Consider the following 18,315-nt stretch of genomic DNA (forward strand, 5'->3'; position numbering starts at 1 on the left):
ACCCGATCACTCCCGTGAGTGATGCCGTCCCGCCGGGAGCGTGTCCCCGCGGCGCGCCCCACGCGGACCACCGCCCCCGCCACCCATCCCGCGCACCGGAGTGACGAGTTCACCGGTGCACCGATGAGTTTTCGGCGGCTGCCACGTTTCACCTTCAGAAGCGCGCGGTTCCTGCTGACCTTGCTGACAAGAACCGCCTACCCACCTTCGGAGGTTCCCATGGCCGCCATGTCGACGCCGTCCAGCCCGTCCAGCCCGTCCACTCCTTCACGTCCGTCCGCCACATCCGTACCTTCGCCCACGTCCGCGACTCCCGCCACTTCGGCCGTGCCCGCCGGGTCCGCCGCGTCCGGCGGCGGCCTGCTCGCCGGCCGGACCGCGGTGATCTACGGCGGAGGGGGCAGCCTGGGTGCCGCGGTGGGAGCGGAGTTCGCCCGCCAGGGCGCGCTGGTGTTCCTCGCCGGCCGCACCCGGGGCCCGCTGGAGGAGGCGGCGGCCGCGATCACGGCGGCCGGCGGCCGGGCCGAGGCGGCCGTGCTCGACGCGCTGGACGAGCAGGCCGTCGAGGACCACCTGGCGGGGGTCGTCGAGGCGACCGGCCGGGTCGACATCTCCTTCAACCTCGTCACGCGCGGCGACGTCCAGGGCGTGCCGCTGCTGGCGATGACGCCCGACGACCTGCTGCGGGCCGTCGACAACGGCCTGCGCAGCACGTTCCTGACCGCGCGGGCCGCCGCCCGCCGGATGAGCGAGCAGGGGGCGGGCGTCATCCTGCACCTCAACTCCGGTTCCGCGCAGGGCGCGATGCCCGGCATGGGCAGCACCGGCCCGGCGGACGCGGCGGTGGAGACGTTCATGCGCTACCTGGCCGCGGAGATCGGCGCGGCCGGCGTCCGGGTGTGCGGCATCTGGACGGCCGGCGTGGCCGGGACGCTCACCAAGGAGAAGCTCGCGAAGGTCGCCGGTGCGCACGCGCCCGACCCGGAGGCCGCGCTGGCCGGCATCGCCTCGATGTCCGCGCTGCACCGCACGCCGACCCTGGCGGACGTGACGGGCGCAGCCGTCTTCCTGGCGTCGGACCACGCGAGCGGGCTCACCGGGACCGTCGTCAACGTGACCGCCGGACTGGTCCTGCGCTAGACAGGTCGCGGCAACCGCGCCCAGGAGGAGGCACCATGACCCCCGGCATCCGGGACACCGCGGCGCGGCCGGACGGCGGCCCCGACGACTTCGCCGCCCGCGCCGAGACGCACCGGCGGGAGCTGCACGTCCACTGCTACCGCATGCTGGCGTCGTTCGACGAGGCCGAGGACGCCGTCCAGGAGACGCTGCTGCGCGCCTGGAAGGCGCGGGAGTCCTTCGAGGGCGAGCACCTGCGGGCGTGGCTGTACAGGATCGCCACCAACGTGTGCCTGGACCAGTTGCGGCGCAGCTCACGGCGGCTCACCACCGTCACGTCCTTCGCCGAGGTGCCGTGGCTGCAGCCGTACCCCGACGGGATGCTGGACGAGGTGGCGCCGGCCGCGGAGGAGCCGGACGCGGTCGTGGTCGACCGGGAGACCATCGAACTGGCCTTCCTGGCCGCGCTCCAGGTGCTGCCGCCGCGCCAGCGGGCCGCGTTCGTGGCCCGGGACGTGCTCGGCTGGCCGGCCGGGGAGTGCGCGGAGATGCTCGGCACGTCCGTGGCGGCGGCCAACAGCGCGCTGCAGCGCGCCAGGGCGACGATGCGCGCGCAGATGCCGGCCCGCCGGGCGGAGTGGACGGCGGGCGAGCCGAGCGCCGAGGAGCGCGAGCTGCTGGAGCGGTTCATCGCGGCGCACGAGAGCGGTGACGTGGAGGCCGCGGTGGCGATCTCCGCGGAGGACCTGCGGATCACGATGCCGCCGTTCCCGATGGTCTTCGACGGCGTGGCCGCGATGCGGCCGCTGATGGAGCAGGCGTTCGGCCCCGAGCTCGGCGGCGACTGGCGCTTGTTGCCCACGCGGGCCAACCGCATGCCGTGCGCCGCCAGTTACCTCCGGCGGCCCGGCGACACGGTCCACCGCCCCTTCAAGTTCGACGTCCTGCGCGTCACCGGCGGCCGCATCGCCGAGATCACGACCTTCGGCCCCGAACTCTTCCCCTCCTTCCACCTCCCCCCGACCCTCTGACCCCGCCCCTTCACCCTCTCGCGGTCTTCCTCGTCGACTCCCCCCACCGTTCTCGTCCAGGTCACCCCGGTCGACGGCTGACCCTTCAGGGTGAGGGGGGAAGGCCCGGCAGCCGGGCCGGCTCGTCGACGACAGGCGTCCCCCGGCCGAAGTGGCTGATGGCCGCGGCGATCCGGGTCTCGTCGGCGTCCAGTGCCTTCGGCAGGAGGACGAGCGGGCCGCCCCACCGCTTGGTGTTGCGGGCGGCCCGCTCCACGGAACGCGACCGGAACAGCGTCAGGTCCAGCAGGGGCAGGTTCATGCCCTCCCGGGGGATCGGCACGACGGCGGTCGTCATCGATCGCCGCACCAGGTGGACGACGCGGATCTCGTCCCACCCCACCGTGCGCGCCCCCAGGACGGTGATCCCGAGGCCGTCGATCCGCAGCACGCACCCCGGGACCGGGCCGTCTCCGGGCCCCGTCCTTCCGGGAGACCTGCCGAAGGGGTCCGCCGGATCCGTGACGCCGAGACAGGCCGCGGTCCGGCCGCAAAAAGCGTACGGCCTGGCCACCGCCCTCGGGGACCAGGCCGTACGCGTTCAGGGGGGCAACAAGGAGCTCAGCCGAAGTAGCTGTGGAAGTTGTTGCTGAACTCCCAGTTGCTGAACTTGTCCCAGTTGATGGACCACGTCATGAGGCCGCGCAGGGTGGGCCAGGTGCCGTGGGTGGTGTAGCTGCCGCAGTTGGTCTTCTTGGTGAGGCAGTCGAGGGCCTGGTCGACCTGCGCCGGGGCGGTGTAGCCGTTGCCCGCGTTGGTGGAGGCGGGGAGGCCGATGCCGACCTGGGAGGGGGCCAGGGCCGGGAACATGTTGGCGGTGTTGCCGGCCACCGGGAAACCGGTGAGCAGCATGTCCGTCATCGCGATGTGGAAGTCCGCGCCGCCCATGGAGTGGTACTGGTTGTCCAGGCCCATGATCGAGCCGGAGTTGTAGTCCTGGACGTGCAGCAGCGTCAGGTCGTTGCGCAGGGCGTAGATCACCGGCAGGTAGGCGCCGCACCGCGGGTCCTGCCCGCCGAACGGCCCGGAGCCGTAGAACTGGTAGCCCATCTGCACGAAGAACGTCTCGGGCGCCATCGTCAGCACGAACCCGCTGCCGTACCTGGCCTTCAGGCTCTTCAGCGCCGAGATCAGGTTGACGATCACCGGCGTCGTCGGGTTCTTGAAGTCGGTGTCGCCGGTGTTGAGCGACAGCGAGTGGCCCTCGAAGTCGATGTCGATGCCGTCCAGGCCCCACTGGTCGATGATCGCGCTCACCGAGGAGACGAACGCGTCGCGCGCCGCGGTGGTGGTGAGCTGCACCTCGCCGTTGGCGCCGCCGATGGACAGCAGCACCTTCTTGCCGGCCGCCTGCTTGGCCTTGATCGCGGCCTTGAAGTCCGCGTCGGACTCCACCGACGGGCACTCGCTGACCGAGCAGCGGTTGAAGTGGATGTTCCCCGAGGTGGGCGAGTCCGTCTCGCCGAACGCGAGGTCGATGACGTCCCAACTGCTCGGCACGTCCGCCAGCTTGGTGTAGCCCGAGCCGTTCGCGAACGTCTCGTGCAGGTAGCCGACCAGCGCGTGCGTCGGCAGCCCGCCCGACGGCGGCGGTGTGGTGGGCGGTGTGGTCGGGGGCGTCGTCGGGGGAGTGGTCGGCGGCGTCGTGGGGGGAGTCGTCGGTGGTGTGGTGGTGCCGCTGCCCGGGCCCTGGAGGGAGATGTCGTCGGCGTAGTACGACGGCTGCCCGTACCAGCCGTGCACGTACACCGCCGCGGTGGTCTGGCTCGCGCCGGTGGTGAAGGACACGCTCAGCGGTGCGTACGCGCCGTTGGTGGACGGCGTCCAGGTGCTGGTGCCGCCGTCCACGCCGATGTAGACGTACGCGCCGTTGACCTGGGCGGACAGCGTGTAGGTGGTGTTGGGCGCGACGGTGACGGTCTGCTTGCACTGGCCGGTCGCGCTGGCGGAGGGCGCGCCTTGGAGCGCGTAAGTGCCGGTGTGGGCGTGGCCGGTGACCGCGGCGGAACCCGCGTCGCAGGTCCAGCCGGACAGGTTCCCGGCCTCGAACCCGCCGTTGGTCAGGAACTCACCGGCGCTGGCGGTCGGTGCGAGGGCGACGAGGCCGCCGACCGCGACGGCACCCGCGAGGACTGCGGTGGCGGCGGCGACGGAACGTCTGCGCAGGGCAGAGGTGAGCATGGGGGGAATGCTCCTTCGGAGAGAGGGCGCATGAGCATGTCACCGCGCAGCAAACAGGTCCAGACCAATCGTGTCAATGGTCCGGACCAGGATCACGGCGAGGTTCCGCCACGGCGTACCCCAGGCCGCGCCGATTCCGTCCGGGCTCAGGAGCGCTTGCTCCAGGGCCACTTGGGCCCGGGCGGCGGCTTCCCCTCGGGGTCGAAGACGAACACCCAGCGCGTGCGGTGCGTACCGCGTGTGCCCGGCTCGCGGTGGTAGACGTAGGTCGTCTGTTCGACGGGCACCTTGTACACCCGCGGGGGCTGCCCGGTCATCCCCACCAGCACGTCCAGCACGCGCCCGTCCAGCGGGCCGCCCAGGAACTCCGTCTCCTCGTGTCGCACGGGCCCACTGTCCCACGGGTCCGCCGGATACGCTGCGCACATGAGCAGCGAGGCGCCGGCCTACCGGCGGATGAGCGTCGAGGCCCGCCGCAGGCAACTGCTGTCCGCGGCCGTGGACCTCTTCGGCCACCGGCGCCCCGAGGACGTGTCGGTGGACGACGTGGCGAGCGCCGCCGGCGTCTCCCGTCCGCTGGTCTACCGCTACTTCCCGGGCGGCAAGCAGCAGTTGTACGAGGCCGCGGTGCACGGCGCCGCGCAGGAGCTGATCGGCCGGTTCGCGGTGCCCAGCGAGGGCCCGCCCACCCAGCGCCTGGCCGGCGCCCTCGACCGCTACCTCGCCTACGTCGACGAGCACGACGCCGCGTACGGCGCGCTGCTGCGCGGCGGCAGCGTCGCCGAGACCATCCGCACCGACGCGATCGTGGACGAGGTGCGGCGCAGGGCCGCCGAGCAGGTGCTGCACCACCTCGGCGTCACCGGCGCCGGGCCCCGGCTGGCGATGATGGTCCGCTCGTGGATCGCCTCGGTGGAGGCGGTGTCGCTGATCTGGCTGGACGAGGGCAAGCAGCCGCCGGTCTCCGAGCTGCGCGCCTGGCTGGTGGACCAGTTCACCGGGCTGCTGCTGGTCACCGCGACCGGGGACCCGGAGACCGCCGAAGCGGCGGCACGCGCACTGGAGTTGGAGACCGCGGACAGCCCGGCGGGAGCGCTGGTGCGGCGGCTGGCCCCGCTGGCCCCCGCGGTCACCGCGCTCCTGGAGTAGGGGACCCGGTCGGGAGGGTCCGGTGGGGCCCGACGGGCAAGGCCCGGTGGGGAACCGGCGATAGGGGTCCGGTAGAGGCCCGTCCGGTCGGTCCGGCGGCTGCGCTCAGCCCAGCAGGCCCGACGCCGACCACAGCCGGCGGCTCGGCCCGCGGAACATCCCGATCTCCTCGAAGAAGTCCATCAGGCGCTTGGCGGCCTGCCGCACCACGTCCTGCCGGTGGGGGCTGGTGCGCGCCGCCTCCACCGCCTGCCGCGGGTCGAGCCCGACGGCCGTGTAGACCTGCGGGCTGATCAGCGAGCGGGCGATGACGCGCGCGGCCTGCCCGCCCGAGGTGCGGGTGAAGGCGATCTCCCAGCGCGGGGCGGACGCCATCTGGCGGCGCAGCTCCTCGCGGGCGTAGCGGATGTGCCGGGCCTCCTCGACGACGTGGATGCGGGTCACCCCGCGGACGAACGGCTGGATCCGCTCGTCCGTGAAGGTCAGCCGCTGCATCCAGTCGAGGATCTCCTCGGCCAGCAGCGTCCCGGTGAACGAACCGGGCGTCGTCGAGATGGTCTTGATGGCCCGGCCCAGCGCGTGGTCCAGCCGGGACGGGCGATAGGTGGGCGTGCCCATCTTCGTCACCGCGCGCGCGAACATCTTGCTGTGCCGGCACTCGTCGGCGATCTCGGTCAGCGCGTACCGCACGTGCGCCGACGTGGGCTCCAGGTCGTAGGTGTGCCGCAGCAGCAGCTGCATGAGGATCGTCTCGAACCACACGCCGATCGCGCACAGCGACGCCGCCTCGTGCTTGCTGAGCTCGATCCGCTGCTCCTCCGGCATCGTCTTCCACAGCGGCGTGTCGTAGAGCGAGACCAGCTCGGGCGGCCAGAACCACAGCCCCTCCTCGAAGGGCGCGTCCCAGTCCAGCTCGGTGTCGGGGTCGAAGGAGTGCTTCGCCGAGGCGGCGAGCAGCCGCTCCGCGGTCTTCTCGCGATCGATCAGCGTGGCGTCCATGGGTGAACGAGCCTCCGGTGCATGAGGGTTACCAGCGGTACCCCCCTTATGAGACTCTGTGTCAACAAGGCCGTCAAGCCCTCGTGCAGCAACTGATGGGAGCCGCCCATGTCGACCGAAGGCCTCTACACGCAGCAGCCCGCGCAATGGAGCTGGCAGGTGCCGGCGCACGGCTCCGCCCGCTTCTCCTGGGAGTACGACGACGGGCGCGACCGGCTGCTGGCCCTCTACCAGAAGGGCAAGGACAAGCAGTGGGACGGGGCCAGGCGGATCGACTGGGACCTGGAGGTCGACCCCAACGACCCGCTGGGCACGCCGGACGAGGCGATCACCCTCTACGGCACCCGCTACTGGGACGCGATGACCGAACGGGACCGCGGGCTGCTCCGCCAGCACTACAGCGCCTGGCAGTTCAGCCAGTTCCTGCACGGCGAGCAGGGCGCGATGGTCTGCGCCGCGCGGATCGTGGAGTCCGCGCCGGACCTGGACGCCAAGTTCTACTCGGCCACGCAGACCATGGACGAGGCCCGGCACGCCGAGGTCTACGGGCGCTTCCTGCACGAGAAGGTCGGGATGCTCTACCCGATCAACGACAACCTGCAGAGCCTGCTCGGCGACACCCTGCGCGACTCCCGCTGGGACATGCCCTACCTGGGGATGCAGGTGCTCATCGAGGGCCTGGCGCTGGCCGCGTTCGGCATGATCCGCGACACCACCACCAAGCCGCTGCCCAAGCAGATCCTCGCCTACGTGATGCAGGACGAGGCCCGGCACGTCGCCTTCGGGCGGATGGCGCTGCGCGACTACTACAAGGAGCTGTCCGACGCGGAGCTGCGCGAGCGCGAGGAGTTCGTGATCGAGGGCTGCTTCCTGATGCGGGACCGGCTGCGCGGGGTGGAGGTGCTGGAGAACTTCGGCATCCCGGCGGGCGAGGCGGCCGATCTGACCGAGAAGTCGGAATTCCTGGCGCTGTTCCGCAAGTTGCTGTTCAGCCGGATCGTGCCCTGCGTGAAGGACATCGGGCTGTGGGGTCCGCGGCTGCAGAAGGCCTACCTGGACATGGGCGTCTTCGACCTCGGCGACTCCAACCTCGACCTGCTGATGGCCCAGGACGAGGAACTGGCCGAGCGGCTGGACGCCGAGCGGTTCGCCGCCGAGGAGGCGGCACGGGTGGCCGAGGTGGCCGAGACCGTCGCGCAGGGCGGGGACGGCGGCCAGGAATAGTGCATTCCGGGACCCGGGGTTGATCACGGACAAGCCGACCGTACGCTTGTCCGATGAACGAGGGACCGCGCTCGCGCCAGGCCGCACGCCGCGCCAGGCAGCGCCGCCGCCGCAGGAACACCGCCATAGGCCTGTCCGCCGGCCTGCTGGCCGTCGCGGCAGCGGTCTACCTGGCGTCCGGCGGAGGCGGCGGCCAGGCCGACGCGGCCGACTCCGCGCCCTCGCACGGAGCCGCGGCATCCGGCGGAACGGCCGCAACGGCCGGAACGACGGCCGCCCCTGCGGCCTCGCCGGCCCGTCACGCCGAGCCGAAGGGCACGATCACCCTCGCGTTCGCCGGCGACGTCCACTTCACCGAGCGGACCGCCGCCCGGCTCGGCATCGACCCCGCGCTCGGCCCGATGACGCAGACGCTGTCGGCCGCCGACTTCGCGATGGTCAACCTGGAGTCGGCGATCACCGAGCGGGGCGTGCCGCAGCCGAAGAAGTACCACTTCAGGACCACCCCGCAGGCGCTCGACGCGCTCCGCGGGTCCGGCATCGACGCCGTCACCATGGCCAACAACCACTCGGTGGACTACGGCGCGCAGGGCCTCGCGGACAGCATCGATGCCAAGCACCACGCGCCCATACCCGTGGTGGGCATCGGCGCCGACGACACCGAGGCCTACCAGCCCTACACCACCACCATCAACGGCGTGCGGCTCGCGGTCGTCGCGGCCAGCCAGGTGCAGGACATCACCAACCAGAACTGGCGCGCGGGGCCCGGCAGACCGGGCATCGCCTCCGCGCTCGACCGGCCCCGGCTGCTGAAGGCGGTCAGGGCCGCCCGCGCCCACGCCGACGTCGTCGTGGTCTACCTGCACTGGGGAACCGAGGGACAGAGCTGCCCGGGACCCGAGCAGAAGTCGATCGCCGCCGACCTGTCCGCCGCCGGCGCCACCGCCGTCGTCGGCACCCACGCCCACGTGATGCTCGGCTCGGGGATGCTCGGGCCCACCTACGTCGCCTACGGGTTCGGGAACTTCCTCTGGTACGGCTCCTCGCCGTACCCGCACTCCGACCAGACCGGCGTGACGACCCTCACCGTCACCCACGGCCGCGTCGCCCAGGCCCGGTTCAGCCCGGCCGTCGTGGACGGACAGGGTGTGCCGGAGCCGCAGTCCGGCGCGGCCGCGCAGGGCATCCTCCAGCGCTACCAGGGCCTGCGGGGGTGCACCGGCCTGTCGGCCGCCCCGTAGGATCGGCGCAGCACCTTCCGGGTGGACGTGACCGGCTCGCGGGCGCCCTCGCACGGGCCGCCCCGTGGCGGGCTACCGGACGTCCGTGCCCCGATGTCCGGATCCTGTAACGGCAGGTCCGCGCGGCGATCCGTGCGGAACCGCGCCGTGGCGGCGGGCATCTTTCGTTGCGCGGCCCGGCGCGGAAACGACCAGCGCGCGGGGCCCAGGGACCATCAGGGCGGGGACGGGGAAACACATCATGACCGGACGTCGAGGAATGCTGGCACGCCTCAGGTCGGCACCGCAGTGGACGGCGGCCGCCGCCGCGTTCGCCGTGATCGCCGTCGCCGCGGTGACCACCGCGCTCGTCGCGCCGGGGTCGCCGGCCGCGGCCGCGCACGCCGGCGTGCCCCATCTGCCGGGCGTGCCGGCCGGGAAGGACGGCGGCCCGTCCGGGCGGCCCACCGCGTCCGGCGGTTCCGCGCACGCGCCGGCCCACCCCGCCGCGCCGCCGGTGCCCGACACCATCGTGCACGCCGCCGAGATATCCGGGCCGGCCGTCAACATCACCATCGACGACGGCCCCGACCCCGTGTGGACCCCCAAGGTCCTGGCCGTGCTGAGGAAGCACCACGTGCACGCCGTGTTCTGCATGATCGGCCCGCAGGCCGCCGCCCACCCCGACCTGGTGCGGCAGGTCGTCGCCGAGGGCCACCGGCTGTGCGACCACACCGTGCACCACGACACGGGCATGGACCACAAGCCGTTCGCCTACCAGAAGTCCGAGATCATGGACGCCCTGCAGATGATCGAGACCGCCTCCGGCGGCGCCCGCGTGTCCTACTACCGTGCGCCCGGCGGCGCGTTCACCCCCGCCAGCCGCGCGCTCGCCGCCCAGCACGGCATGCGGCCGCTGGGCTGGAACGTGGACACCAAGGACTTCGACCGCCCCGGCACCCAGGTCATCGTCAACACCGTCAAGAGCGAGATCCACAACGGCCCGACGATCCTCTTCCACGACGGCGGCGGCCAGCGCGCGCAGACCGTCGCCGCCCTCGACCAGGCGCTCACCTGGATCAAGGGGCAGGGCTACGCGTTCAGTTTCCCGAAGGTGGACTGAACTCACCGGTCGGCGCGGGGGACCGCAGCACCGCCTGCATGACCGCCTTCGCGATCGGCGCCGCGTTGCCGCCGCCGGAGATGTCCGCCCGCTGCGCTTCCGCGTCCTCCACCACCACGGCCACCGCCACCGTCGCGTGGTCCGCGGTCGCCGGCTTCGCGTAGCTGATGAACCAGGCGTACGGGGTGCCGACGTTGGCCAGGCCGTGCTGCGCGGTGCCGGTCTTGCCGCCGACGACGACGCCGGGGATCGCCGCGTTGCCGCCGGTGCCGTCGGTCACCACCGCCTCCATCAGCATCTGCAACTGCCTGGCGGTGTCGCCGCTGACGGCCTGGTGCAGCAGCGACGGACGCGTGGTGGAGACCGTCATGCCGCTGTGGTTGGTCACCCGGTCCACCAGGTAGGGGCGCATCAGCCGGCCCCCGTTGCCGACCGCCGCCGCCACCATCGCCATCTGCAGCGGCGTCGCCGTGGTGTCGAACTGCCCGATCGAGGACAGGCCCACCTGGTCGGGGCCCATCGCGGTGTCCACCGTGCTCTTGGCCACGCCCGCCGGGATCCGCAACCGCGTGTCGTTGAAGCCGAAACGCTGCGCCTGGTCGACCACCCCGTGCGGCCCGAGATCGGTGCCGAGCTTGGCGAACACCGTGTTGCACGAGATCCGGAACGCGTCGTACACGCTGGCGTCCCGGCACCCGTCGGACTCGTTCGTCAGGTCCACCAGGGTGCCCTGCAGCCGGTACGGGTCCGGGGAGTCGGTGGGCGCCATCACGTCCTTGACCAGGCCCAGCTGGAGCGCCGCCGCCGCCGTGACCACCTTGAACGTCGAACCCGGCGGGTAGGTCTGCCGGATCGCCCGGTCCAGCATCGGCTGCGCCGGGTCCTGGGTGAGCCGGTTCCACGCCGCGCCCACCGCCGTGCCCGTGCCGGACAGCAGCGACGGGTCGTACGACGGTGACGAGACCAAGGCCAGGATGCGGCCGGTGGCCGGATCGAGGGCCGCCACCGCGCCCCGCCGTCCCGCCAGGCCCGCGAACGCCGCTTGCTGCGCCGACGGCTCGATGGTGGTGTGCACGTCGCCGCCGCGCTGCCGGGCCCGGGTCAGCTCCTGCCACAGCGGAGCCGACGCCAGCGTGCCGCTGGTGCCCGACAGCACGCCGTCCTCGGTGCCCTCCAGCAGCGTGGCGCCGTAGGTCTGCGACGCGAAACCGGTCACCGGCGCGTACAGCGGGCCCTCCGGATAGGTCCGCTCGTACCGCAACTGGCCCCCGGTGAAGCGCGATCCGGTGACCCGCCGGTCGCCCACCATGATGTTGCCGCGCGGCTGCTGGTAACGCGTGATCGCGATCCGGCGGTTGGCCGGGTTGCCGGTGAACTCGCCTGCCTGCAGCACCTGGACACGGGCGGTGTTGACCAGCACGGCGGTCAGCAGCAGGGCGCAGAACACGGCGGCGTGACGCATGCAGCGGTTCATCCGGCGGCCTCCCCGGATTCCTCGGCGCTGTCTGAGCGTTCCGCCGCGAGCCCGGCGCGGCGGCCGGCCCCGGCACCGCCACCGGCGCCGCGGGGGTCACCGCCGTCCGCGGGCTCCGGGCGCCGGGCCCGGTCGCTGATCTTGATCAGCACCGCCACGATGATCCAGTTGGTGATCACCGAGGAGCCGCCCTGCGCCAGGAACGGCATCGCCATGCCGGTCAGCGGGATCAGGTCCATCACGCCGCCGGCGATCACGAACACCTGGAGCGCCAGGATCGACGCCAGTCCGGTCGCCAGCAGCCGGCCGAACGGGTCGCGCAGCGAAAGCCCCGCCATGAACCCGCGGTTGACCAGCAGCGCGTACAGCAGCAGCAGCGCCGACAGCCCGACCAGGCCGAACTCCTCGCCTGCGGTGGCCAGCACGAAGTCCGACTTGGCGGCGAAGCCGATCAGGTACGAGTAGCCCTGGCCCAGTCCCGTGCCCAGCGCACCCCCGTTGGCGAAGGCGAACAGCGACTGTGCGAGCTGGCTGGGGCCGAGCCCGGCGTCGATGGTGCGGAACGGGTGCAGCCAGTCCAGCACGCGGGTGTGCACGTGCGGCTCCAGGGACCCGGCGGCGAAGGCCCCGAGACCGGCCAGCAGCAGCCCCACCGCGATCCAGCCGGTCCTGCCGGTCGCCACGTACAGCATGATCACGAACAGGCAGAAGAACAGCAGCGAGGTGCCCAGGTCGCGCTCGACGACCAGCACGCCCATGCTCATGATCCAGATCGCCAGCACCGGGCCGAGCACGCGCCCGGTCGGCAGCTGCATCCGCCGCGTCACCCGGCGGCCGGTGTACGCCAGAGCCGCCCGGTTCGCCGACAGGTACCCGGCGAAGAACACCGCGAGCAGCACCTTCGCGAACTCGCCCGGCTGGAGGGAGAATCCGGCGAACCGCACCCAGATCTTCGCGCCGTTCACCGCGGGGAAGGCGATCGGCGCCACCAGCAGGACCAGCGCCAGCGTCACGCTGACGTACGCGTACCGGGCCAGTAGCCGGTGGTCGCGGAGCGCCAGCACCACGATGATGAACAGCGCCACCCCGGTCGCCGACCACACCAGCTGGGCCGGCGCGGCCCGCGGGCCCAGCGTCGGCTCCAGGTCGAGCCGGTAGATCAGCACCAGGCCGATGCCGTTGAGCAGCACCGCGATCGGCAGCAGCAGCGGGTCGGCGTACTCGGCGCAGGTGCGCACCGCGACGTGGGCGAGCAGGGCCAGGCCGGCCAGGCCCGCGCCGTAGCCGAGGGTGCCGGGCGGCACGGCGCCGTTCTTGGCCAGGCCGACCTCGGCGTAGCCGTACATCGAGACCAGCACGGCGGCGACGATCAGCGACAGCTCGACCCCGCGGCGGGCGGACCGCTGCGGGGCCGGCGGGGGAGGAGCGGTGGGCGCGGTCGCCGACGGGGCGCTCATGGGCGGCCACGCTAGCAACCGGTGACCGTTATGTCCGCTAGGTGCGCCATGCGGCCCGCTGCTGTCCCTCCGGTGGGCGGCAGCCGGCCCTCCGGAGGGCGTCAGCAGGGACGTAGGGTGACCGGTGTGATGGTTCCGGAAGAGCTCGCCGACCTGCCGTACGCGGACCTGCTGCAGTCGCACACCGGCCCGTTGGCCGTCGAAGGCGACTACGACACGGTCCACTTCGACGGGCTCGCGTTCCCCGGCGGCCAGGCGGCCAACGGCTCGCGCTTCCTGGAGTCCGCCGTCACCGACTGCGTCTTCGACGACACCGACCTGCGGCGCAGCCGCTTCAACGACCTCTGGGCCTCCGGCACCCGCTTCACCGGCGTCTCCCTCGCCGAGACCGACTGGCTGGACTCCTCCCTCACCGGCTGCTCGCTGGCCGGCGTCGAGGCCTTCGGCGCGGTGCTGCGACGCGTGGTGCTGCGCCGCTGCAAGCTCGACTCGGTGAACCTGCGCGGCGCCGCCCTGCACGACGTGGTCTTCGAGGACTGCGTCCTGCGGGACGTGGACTTCGGCGAGGCCACGCTGTCCGGCGTGACCTTCCCCGGCAGCCGGCTGGAGCAGGCCCGCTTCGGCCGCGCCACCGCGACCAAGGTCGACCTGCGCGGAGCCGTCGCCATCGACCTCGCCGACGGCTACGACAGCCTGCGCGGCGCGGTCATCAGCTCCACCCAGCTGCTGGACCTGGCCCCCGCGCTGGCCGCCACGCTCGGCATCGACGTCGAGGACCGCTGAGCCCCCGCACCGACCCCACCCTCAGGAGAACCCCGTGAGCACTGTGTACGACATCCCCCTGCGCACCCTGGACGGCGCCGCGACCTCGCTGGCCGACCACCGCGGCAAGGCCGTGCTGGTGGTGAACGTCGCCTCCAAGTGCGGCCTCACCCCGCAGTACGAGGGCCTGGAGCGGCTGCAGAAGCGCTACGCCGACCGCGGCTTCACCGTCCTCGGCGTCCCCTGCAACCAGTTCGGCGGGCAGGAGCCCGGCAGCGCGGAGGAGATCCAGACCTTCTGCTCCGCCACCTACGGCGTCAGCTTCCCGATGCTGGAGAAGATCGAGGTCAACGGGCCGGGCCGGCACCCGCTGTACGCGGCGCTGACCGAGGTTCCCGACGCCTCGGGCGAGGCCGGCGACATCACCTGGAACTTCGAGAAGTTCCTCGTCGGCACGGACGGCCAGGTCGTCGGCCGGTTCCGCCCGCGCACCGAGCCGGAGGCCGCCGAGGTCACCGGGGCGATCGAGGCCCAGCTGGGCGCGTGACGCGCACGGGGCATCTGTGTCTCCGTGTGACCAGCGGTTCCGCACGTGCGCGGCTCCCCTTCGTGCGCGAACGCGCCATGGCAGAATCCGGCCCGTCGGGGGACATTGTCCGGATCACCCCCTTCCTGGAAGGCTCTTCTTACCGCCTCCCGACGAGGAAGGGACAGTGGCAGTGCAGGAGATCGAGTTCCGTAGCGGACACCTCTGTGTCGACACGGACCCTGCCCTGTGCGTTCCTTGCCAGGAGCGGTTGGATCGGCAACTCGCCTTGCTTCCCCGGGTATACGGCGAGTTGGAGGTTGCGCTCGTACCGGCGCCGGACTCCGGCGACCGAGTGACCGGCATCGACCGGCCCGGCATCCCCCTGAACGGGCCGGCTGTCGAGGCGCGCGCCGCTATTCGAGGCACTCTCGCCTCCTGGGCCGATCTGATAGTCGAGGGCCGCACCGTCCGTCTCCCCCTACGGACGGTGCCGGCCCTCGCAGCCTTCCTCCGGCGCCATCTCGGCTGGCTCGCCGTTCATCCGGCGGCCGACGACGCGGCGACGGAGATCGACGCACTGCTCCAGCGGTCGCTCATGGTGGCGCGCGCACTCCCCGAGGGCGCCGCCGTGCCCGCGGGTTCGTGCGACGCCGCCTGAGCGACCTCCACGTCCCCCGCTCCCGTCCCCCAGCGCCCCGAGCGCGCCGTGTGTCCAGCCCCGCCCCCGGTTTCCCCCCACAGGAAGCGGTAGGGCCCGTGAATCATCACGGGCCCTACCGCTGACAAGGAGAAGAGGGGCGGACTACGGAACCCAGTTCGCCGGTTCGGCGTTGGGCACCCAGTTGTCCGGTTCGGCGTTGGGCACCCAGTTCGCGGGGGCGGCGTTGGGCACCCAGTTGTCCGGGGCGGCGGGAACCCAGTTGTCCGGTTCGGCGTTGGGCACCCAGTTGTCCGGGCTGGTGTCTGCGGCGGTGGCGGCCGATGCGCTGTCCGCGATCGTGGCGACAACGCCGGCCGTCGACAGGCCGAGGACCATGGCTGCGACCGCAGCTATCTCAATCTTGCGCCGGGAACGCGACATTGTGGTCCTTCGGATCGGAGACTCGGGGGGATGTCTCAGTAAGAGTCGTACTCGATCCAAGGATGGCAAAGGCTCAGAGCTGACGGCCATGTTCCACTTGTGCGTACATACGCAATGGCGGGAATGCGCAGCTCAAACCAACCCCTGGGCTACCGCAAGGACACCCGCCTGGAATCGGCTGTCCGCCTGGAGGTACCTCATGATCTCAGACACCAGGCGACTCACGGTGCGCAGAGACACACCTAGTTTGCGGGCGATCCGCTCGTCTGTCAGCCCGTTCGCCAACAATCGCATCGTCGTGCGGTGCTGCTCGGTCAGCTCGCCCTCCAGCTCCGCGGTGCTGTTGACCTGTGACGAGTACGGCACCGAGCGCAGCCAGCAGTCCTCGAAGAGCGCGACGTACGAGCGGATGAGGGCCGTTCCACGGACCACGATGATGGCTTCCGAGGGGATTTCTGGATTGGCCGTCACCAATGCGGTGTGGCTGTCTGCGAGGAGCAGATCAAAAGGCAGTTGCGGGGCCAGCCGGACCTCTACGCCGGTGGCGGAAAGCTGCGCCAGGTATTTGCGTTGCCGAGGGGCGGAATCCACGCTCTGGCCGTAGATGGCCCTTACCTTGATCCCACGGTCGACCAATTCCTTGTCCGCGACAATGGATTGCGCGAGGACTTCGGAGGAGGGCAGCGGTCCGGGATGCATGGAGCTGGTGTGCCCGGTGATGGAGGCGTTGAATTCCGCGAGCGTCTGCCGCTTCCGCTCGTCACTGCCGGCGAACCGGACCTCGATCTTCTCGGTCTCCCGCAGGACGGTCGGCCGGTACCGCTCCATGAGGGACTCGGCGGAGTCGAGCAGTCCGCTGAGCGTCTCGCGTTGGTGACGCATCTCCTCGCGTTGCCTGGCCAGCAGGCCGAGCAGCGCGGTGTCCGGCTCGATGGGGTCGACCTCGTCGGGCATGCGGCCGGGGCGTATCAGTCCCAGGCTCTCCAACTCGGCCCAACCGGGCGCGGCCTCCTCCTCCGTCATCCCCGCGGCCGCCGTGGCCTTCGCCGGGACGGAGGAGCCGTGGCTCCGCAAAACCTGATAGAGAGCGAGCCCGATCTCCCCGGCATCCGGACCCCTGTTGCGAGCAGAATTGGCCACGAGTTCCCCCTTTCGCCACCATGCGCCCTGTCTTTCAGACCCGGGTGAGACCCGGTTCCGAGGCGACTCTAGCAACTGAGCGGCCACGTGCCAGCGGGTGAGCCGGCACGGTTCCGTTCATGAACGGGCGACGCGGCGCCTTCGTCGTCGAACACCTCCGCCATTACCGCGAGCGTGACGGGTGATTTCTTCCGGTCGGCGGCGCGGTGGTAAGCCTGGAGCGGCGGTCAGGTGGCGGGGCGGTGGAGGTGCGGAACGCGTGAAGACGCTGAGCGGCCGGCTGGATCAGGAGGCTCCGCTTCCTGTGGTGCTGGTCGGTGCGGGCAAGGTCGCCCACGCCGCCCACCTGCGGGAACTGCGTGATCTTCGCAACGTTCTGCGGCTCGTGGCGGTCGTCGAGGACGCCCCGGAGCGGGTCTCGGCGCTGCGCGAGGAGGGGTTTCCGGACATCGTCGTGGCCGGCGACCTGGATCGCGCGGTGGCGGCCGGCGCCCGCGCGGCCCTGGTCTGCACGCCGTGGTGGACGCACCGCGAGGTGGTGCTCGCCTGCCTGGCCCGCGGTCTGCCCGTGCTGTGCGAGAAGCCCGTGAGCCTGGACCTGGCCGAGATCGACGAGCTGGCCGCGGCGGAGCGGGCGGCCGGCGTGCCCGTCGCCGCCGCGTACATGAAACGGCACGATCCGGTCGTCGGGCTGTTCGTCGCGCACTGCCGGGACCGGCTGGCCGCCGGGCGGCGGCTCGCCGTCGACGTCCACGACCCCAACGCGCCGCACCAGGTCGCGCACCTCCTGCCGTACGACCCGCCGCCCTTCGGCCCGCAGCCGCCGCCGGCCCGCGAGGCGCTGGAACGCGCGCTGGGACCCGCCGCGGACGAGGGGCAGCGCGAGGCGTACGCGCGCGGGCTCGGCGGCTCCCTGGTGCACCAGATCAACATCGTGCACGCGGTGCTCGACGGCGGGCCCGGACTGCACGGCACCCTGCTGCACGCCGACCGGTGGGCGGGTGGCGACTCGGTGAGCTGCCGGTGGCGTCCCACCGAGGACCTGGTCGTGGACGCCGGCCACGCGCGGCTGCCCGCGCACCGGCGCTACCGCGAGGTGCTCGAGTTCACCGCGGAGGACTCGGTGGCCACGCTCACGTTGCCGTCGCCGTACGCCCGTGACGAGTCCGCGACGCTCCGTGTCGAGACGTGGGACGCGGCCGGCAGCGTCGGCACGGTGCGCACCATCACCGCGGAGCCCGGCCACACCGGGTTCCGCCGCCAGCTCGTCGCCTGGGCCGGCAGCCTCCGGCACGACGCGGGCCCGCCCCTCCCGGGCCTCGCGGACGTCCGCCGCGATACGCGCGTGCTGTACGAAGCCGCGCTTCGGCTCGCCTGAACACGGGGGCCCCCGGGGCTTGTCGGCCGCGCACCGGCCGGTGGGGGTCTCGGTCTACGGGGTGCCCCCGGGGCACCGTGCCCGTCTGCTGCGCCGTCGTGGCTTGTCGCGTTGGGGGCACCTCCCGGCCGAAGGCTGGGGGACCTCGCGCCCCTGGCGGTGCACGTTCGTGGGTGGGGTCAGGGGCCACTCCGGGAGTGTCTCCTCGAGCTTTGCATGGCGACTCTTCCCGGGACTTACCCGGGGCCTTGCAAAGCTCTGCGGGGACACACCCGGATCGTCCCCTTCCGGCCGGTCCCCGTCTGCTGGAGGGCGTTGGCTGTGTCTCATGTCCCCCGCCGCACGGTGGATAAGCGGGAGGGGGTGGGGAGGAAGTGCTCCCCGCAGAGAAATGTGCGCGGCCCCCGGG

Annotated in this window: 18 protein-coding genes; 10 read left to right on the plus strand and 8 right to left on the minus strand. The window is 72.1% G+C overall.

Annotated elements, in window-relative coordinates:
• Positions 1-327 precede the first annotated feature (327 nt).
• Together BMW99_RS36130 and BMW99_RS36135 are read left to right on the plus strand one after the other, a co-directional pair.
• Entirely contained in the window at positions 328-1,140 is an 813-nt protein-coding gene (locus BMW99_RS36130) for an SDR family NAD(P)-dependent oxidoreductase (protein ID WP_245791772.1), read from the plus strand.
• A gap of 35 nt (positions 1,141-1,175) precedes the next feature.
• Positions 1,176-2,150 carry an RNA polymerase subunit sigma-70 gene (locus tag BMW99_RS36135; protein WP_075018275.1) on the plus strand — a complete coding sequence of 325 codons (975 nt, stop codon included), beginning with the start codon at positions 1,176-1,178 and terminating at the stop codon, positions 2,148-2,150.
• 85 nt (positions 2,151-2,235) lie between these two features.
• Here BMW99_RS36135 and BMW99_RS36140 read toward each other — a convergent pair whose 3' ends face one another.
• The 3 genes from BMW99_RS36140 to BMW99_RS36150 all read right to left on the minus strand — a co-directional run bounded on the left by BMW99_RS36140 (position 2,236) and on the right by BMW99_RS36150 (position 4,756).
• Complete coding sequence (locus BMW99_RS36140) at positions 2,236-2,580, minus strand: hypothetical protein (protein WP_069467675.1); 345 nt, start codon at positions 2,578-2,580, stop codon at positions 2,236-2,238.
• A gap of 170 nt (positions 2,581-2,750) precedes the next feature.
• On the minus strand, positions 2,751-4,370 hold the full coding sequence (locus BMW99_RS36145) for a chitinase (RefSeq protein ID WP_075018276.1): 1,620 nt from the start codon (positions 4,368-4,370) through the stop codon (positions 2,751-2,753).
• Between the two features lie 146 nt (positions 4,371-4,516).
• Positions 4,517-4,756, minus strand: a complete 240-nt coding sequence (locus BMW99_RS36150) for a hypothetical protein (protein WP_069463738.1) — start codon at positions 4,754-4,756, stop codon at positions 4,517-4,519.
• A 40-nt stretch (positions 4,757-4,796) separates the two neighbouring features.
• Between BMW99_RS36150 and BMW99_RS36155 the strand changes: the two genes are divergently transcribed.
• Complete coding sequence (locus BMW99_RS36155) at positions 4,797-5,519, plus strand: TetR/AcrR family transcriptional regulator (protein WP_075018277.1); 723 nt, start codon at positions 4,797-4,799, stop codon at positions 5,517-5,519.
• Positions 5,520-5,624: 105 nt separating this feature from the next.
• Here BMW99_RS36155 and BMW99_RS36160 read toward each other — a convergent pair whose 3' ends face one another.
• A complete protein-coding gene (locus BMW99_RS36160) occupies positions 5,625-6,518 on the minus strand; it encodes an AurF N-oxygenase family protein (protein ID WP_069465496.1) in 894 nt (297 codons plus the stop codon).
• 108 nt (positions 6,519-6,626) lie between these two features.
• Here BMW99_RS36160 and BMW99_RS36165 point away from each other — a divergent pair, with 108 nt between their 5' ends.
• The 3 genes from BMW99_RS36165 to BMW99_RS36175 all read left to right on the plus strand — a co-directional run bounded on the left by BMW99_RS36165 (position 6,627) and on the right by BMW99_RS36175 (position 10,085).
• On the plus strand, positions 6,627-7,742 hold the full coding sequence (locus tag BMW99_RS36165) for a ferritin-like domain-containing protein (protein ID WP_069465497.1): 1,116 nt from the start codon (positions 6,627-6,629) through the stop codon (positions 7,740-7,742).
• A gap of 53 nt (positions 7,743-7,795) precedes the next feature.
• Positions 7,796-8,983, plus strand: a complete 1,188-nt coding sequence (locus BMW99_RS36170; RefSeq protein WP_069465498.1) for a CapA family protein — start codon at positions 7,796-7,798, stop codon at positions 8,981-8,983.
• Positions 8,984-9,224: 241 nt separating this feature from the next.
• On the plus strand, positions 9,225-10,085 hold the full coding sequence (locus BMW99_RS36175; RefSeq protein WP_245791773.1) for a polysaccharide deacetylase family protein: 861 nt from the start codon (positions 9,225-9,227) through the stop codon (positions 10,083-10,085).
• On the opposite strand, the gene BMW99_RS36180 is transcribed toward BMW99_RS36175, so the two are convergent.
• Positions 10,063-11,559 carry a penicillin-binding transpeptidase domain-containing protein gene (locus BMW99_RS36180; RefSeq protein ID WP_069465500.1) on the minus strand — a complete coding sequence of 499 codons (1,497 nt, stop codon included), beginning with the start codon at positions 11,557-11,559 and terminating at the stop codon, positions 10,063-10,065. The genes BMW99_RS36175 and BMW99_RS36180 overlap by 23 nt on opposite strands.
• Positions 11,556-13,016 carry an FtsW/RodA/SpoVE family cell cycle protein gene (locus tag BMW99_RS36185; RefSeq protein WP_079138731.1) on the minus strand — a complete coding sequence of 487 codons (1,461 nt, stop codon included), beginning with the start codon at positions 13,014-13,016 and terminating at the stop codon, positions 11,556-11,558. The genes BMW99_RS36180 and BMW99_RS36185 overlap by 4 nt, the downstream gene beginning before the upstream one ends.
• Positions 13,017-13,145: 129 nt before the next feature.
• On the opposite strand from BMW99_RS36185, the gene BMW99_RS36190 reads away from it, so the two are divergent.
• The 3 genes from BMW99_RS36190 to BMW99_RS36200 all read left to right on the plus strand — a co-directional run bounded on the left by BMW99_RS36190 (position 13,146) and on the right by BMW99_RS36200 (position 14,965).
• Positions 13,146-13,799 (plus strand): pentapeptide repeat-containing protein, encoded by a 654-nt coding sequence (locus BMW99_RS36190; protein WP_069467330.1) that lies wholly within the window; start codon positions 13,146-13,148, stop codon positions 13,797-13,799.
• A 34-nt stretch (positions 13,800-13,833) separates the two neighbouring features.
• Positions 13,834-14,325, plus strand: a complete 492-nt coding sequence (locus BMW99_RS36195) for a glutathione peroxidase (protein WP_069467329.1) — start codon at positions 13,834-13,836, stop codon at positions 14,323-14,325.
• A 166-nt stretch (positions 14,326-14,491) separates the two neighbouring features.
• Positions 14,492-14,965, plus strand: a complete 474-nt coding sequence (locus BMW99_RS36200) for a hypothetical protein (protein ID WP_143080602.1) — start codon at positions 14,492-14,494, stop codon at positions 14,963-14,965.
• Between the two features lie 144 nt (positions 14,966-15,109).
• On the opposite strand, the gene BMW99_RS36205 is transcribed toward BMW99_RS36200, so the two are convergent.
• Entirely contained in the window at positions 15,110-15,343 is a 234-nt protein-coding gene (locus BMW99_RS36205) for a hypothetical protein (RefSeq protein ID WP_075018279.1), read from the minus strand.
• A 177-nt stretch (positions 15,344-15,520) separates the two neighbouring features.
• Entirely contained in the window at positions 15,521-16,528 is a 1,008-nt protein-coding gene (locus tag BMW99_RS36210; protein ID WP_069465218.1) for a helix-turn-helix transcriptional regulator, read from the minus strand.
• Between the two features lie 259 nt (positions 16,529-16,787).
• On the opposite strand from BMW99_RS36210, the gene BMW99_RS36215 reads away from it, so the two are divergent.
• Positions 16,788-17,906 carry a Gfo/Idh/MocA family protein gene (locus tag BMW99_RS36215; protein WP_177226146.1) on the plus strand — a complete coding sequence of 373 codons (1,119 nt, stop codon included), beginning with the start codon at positions 16,788-16,790 and terminating at the stop codon, positions 17,904-17,906.
• Positions 17,907-18,315: the final 409 nt, after the last annotated feature.

The organism is Actinacidiphila rubida (genome assembly GCF_900110255.1).
Classification (GTDB): Bacteria; Actinomycetota; Actinomycetes; order Streptomycetales; family Streptomycetaceae; genus Actinacidiphila; species Actinacidiphila rubida.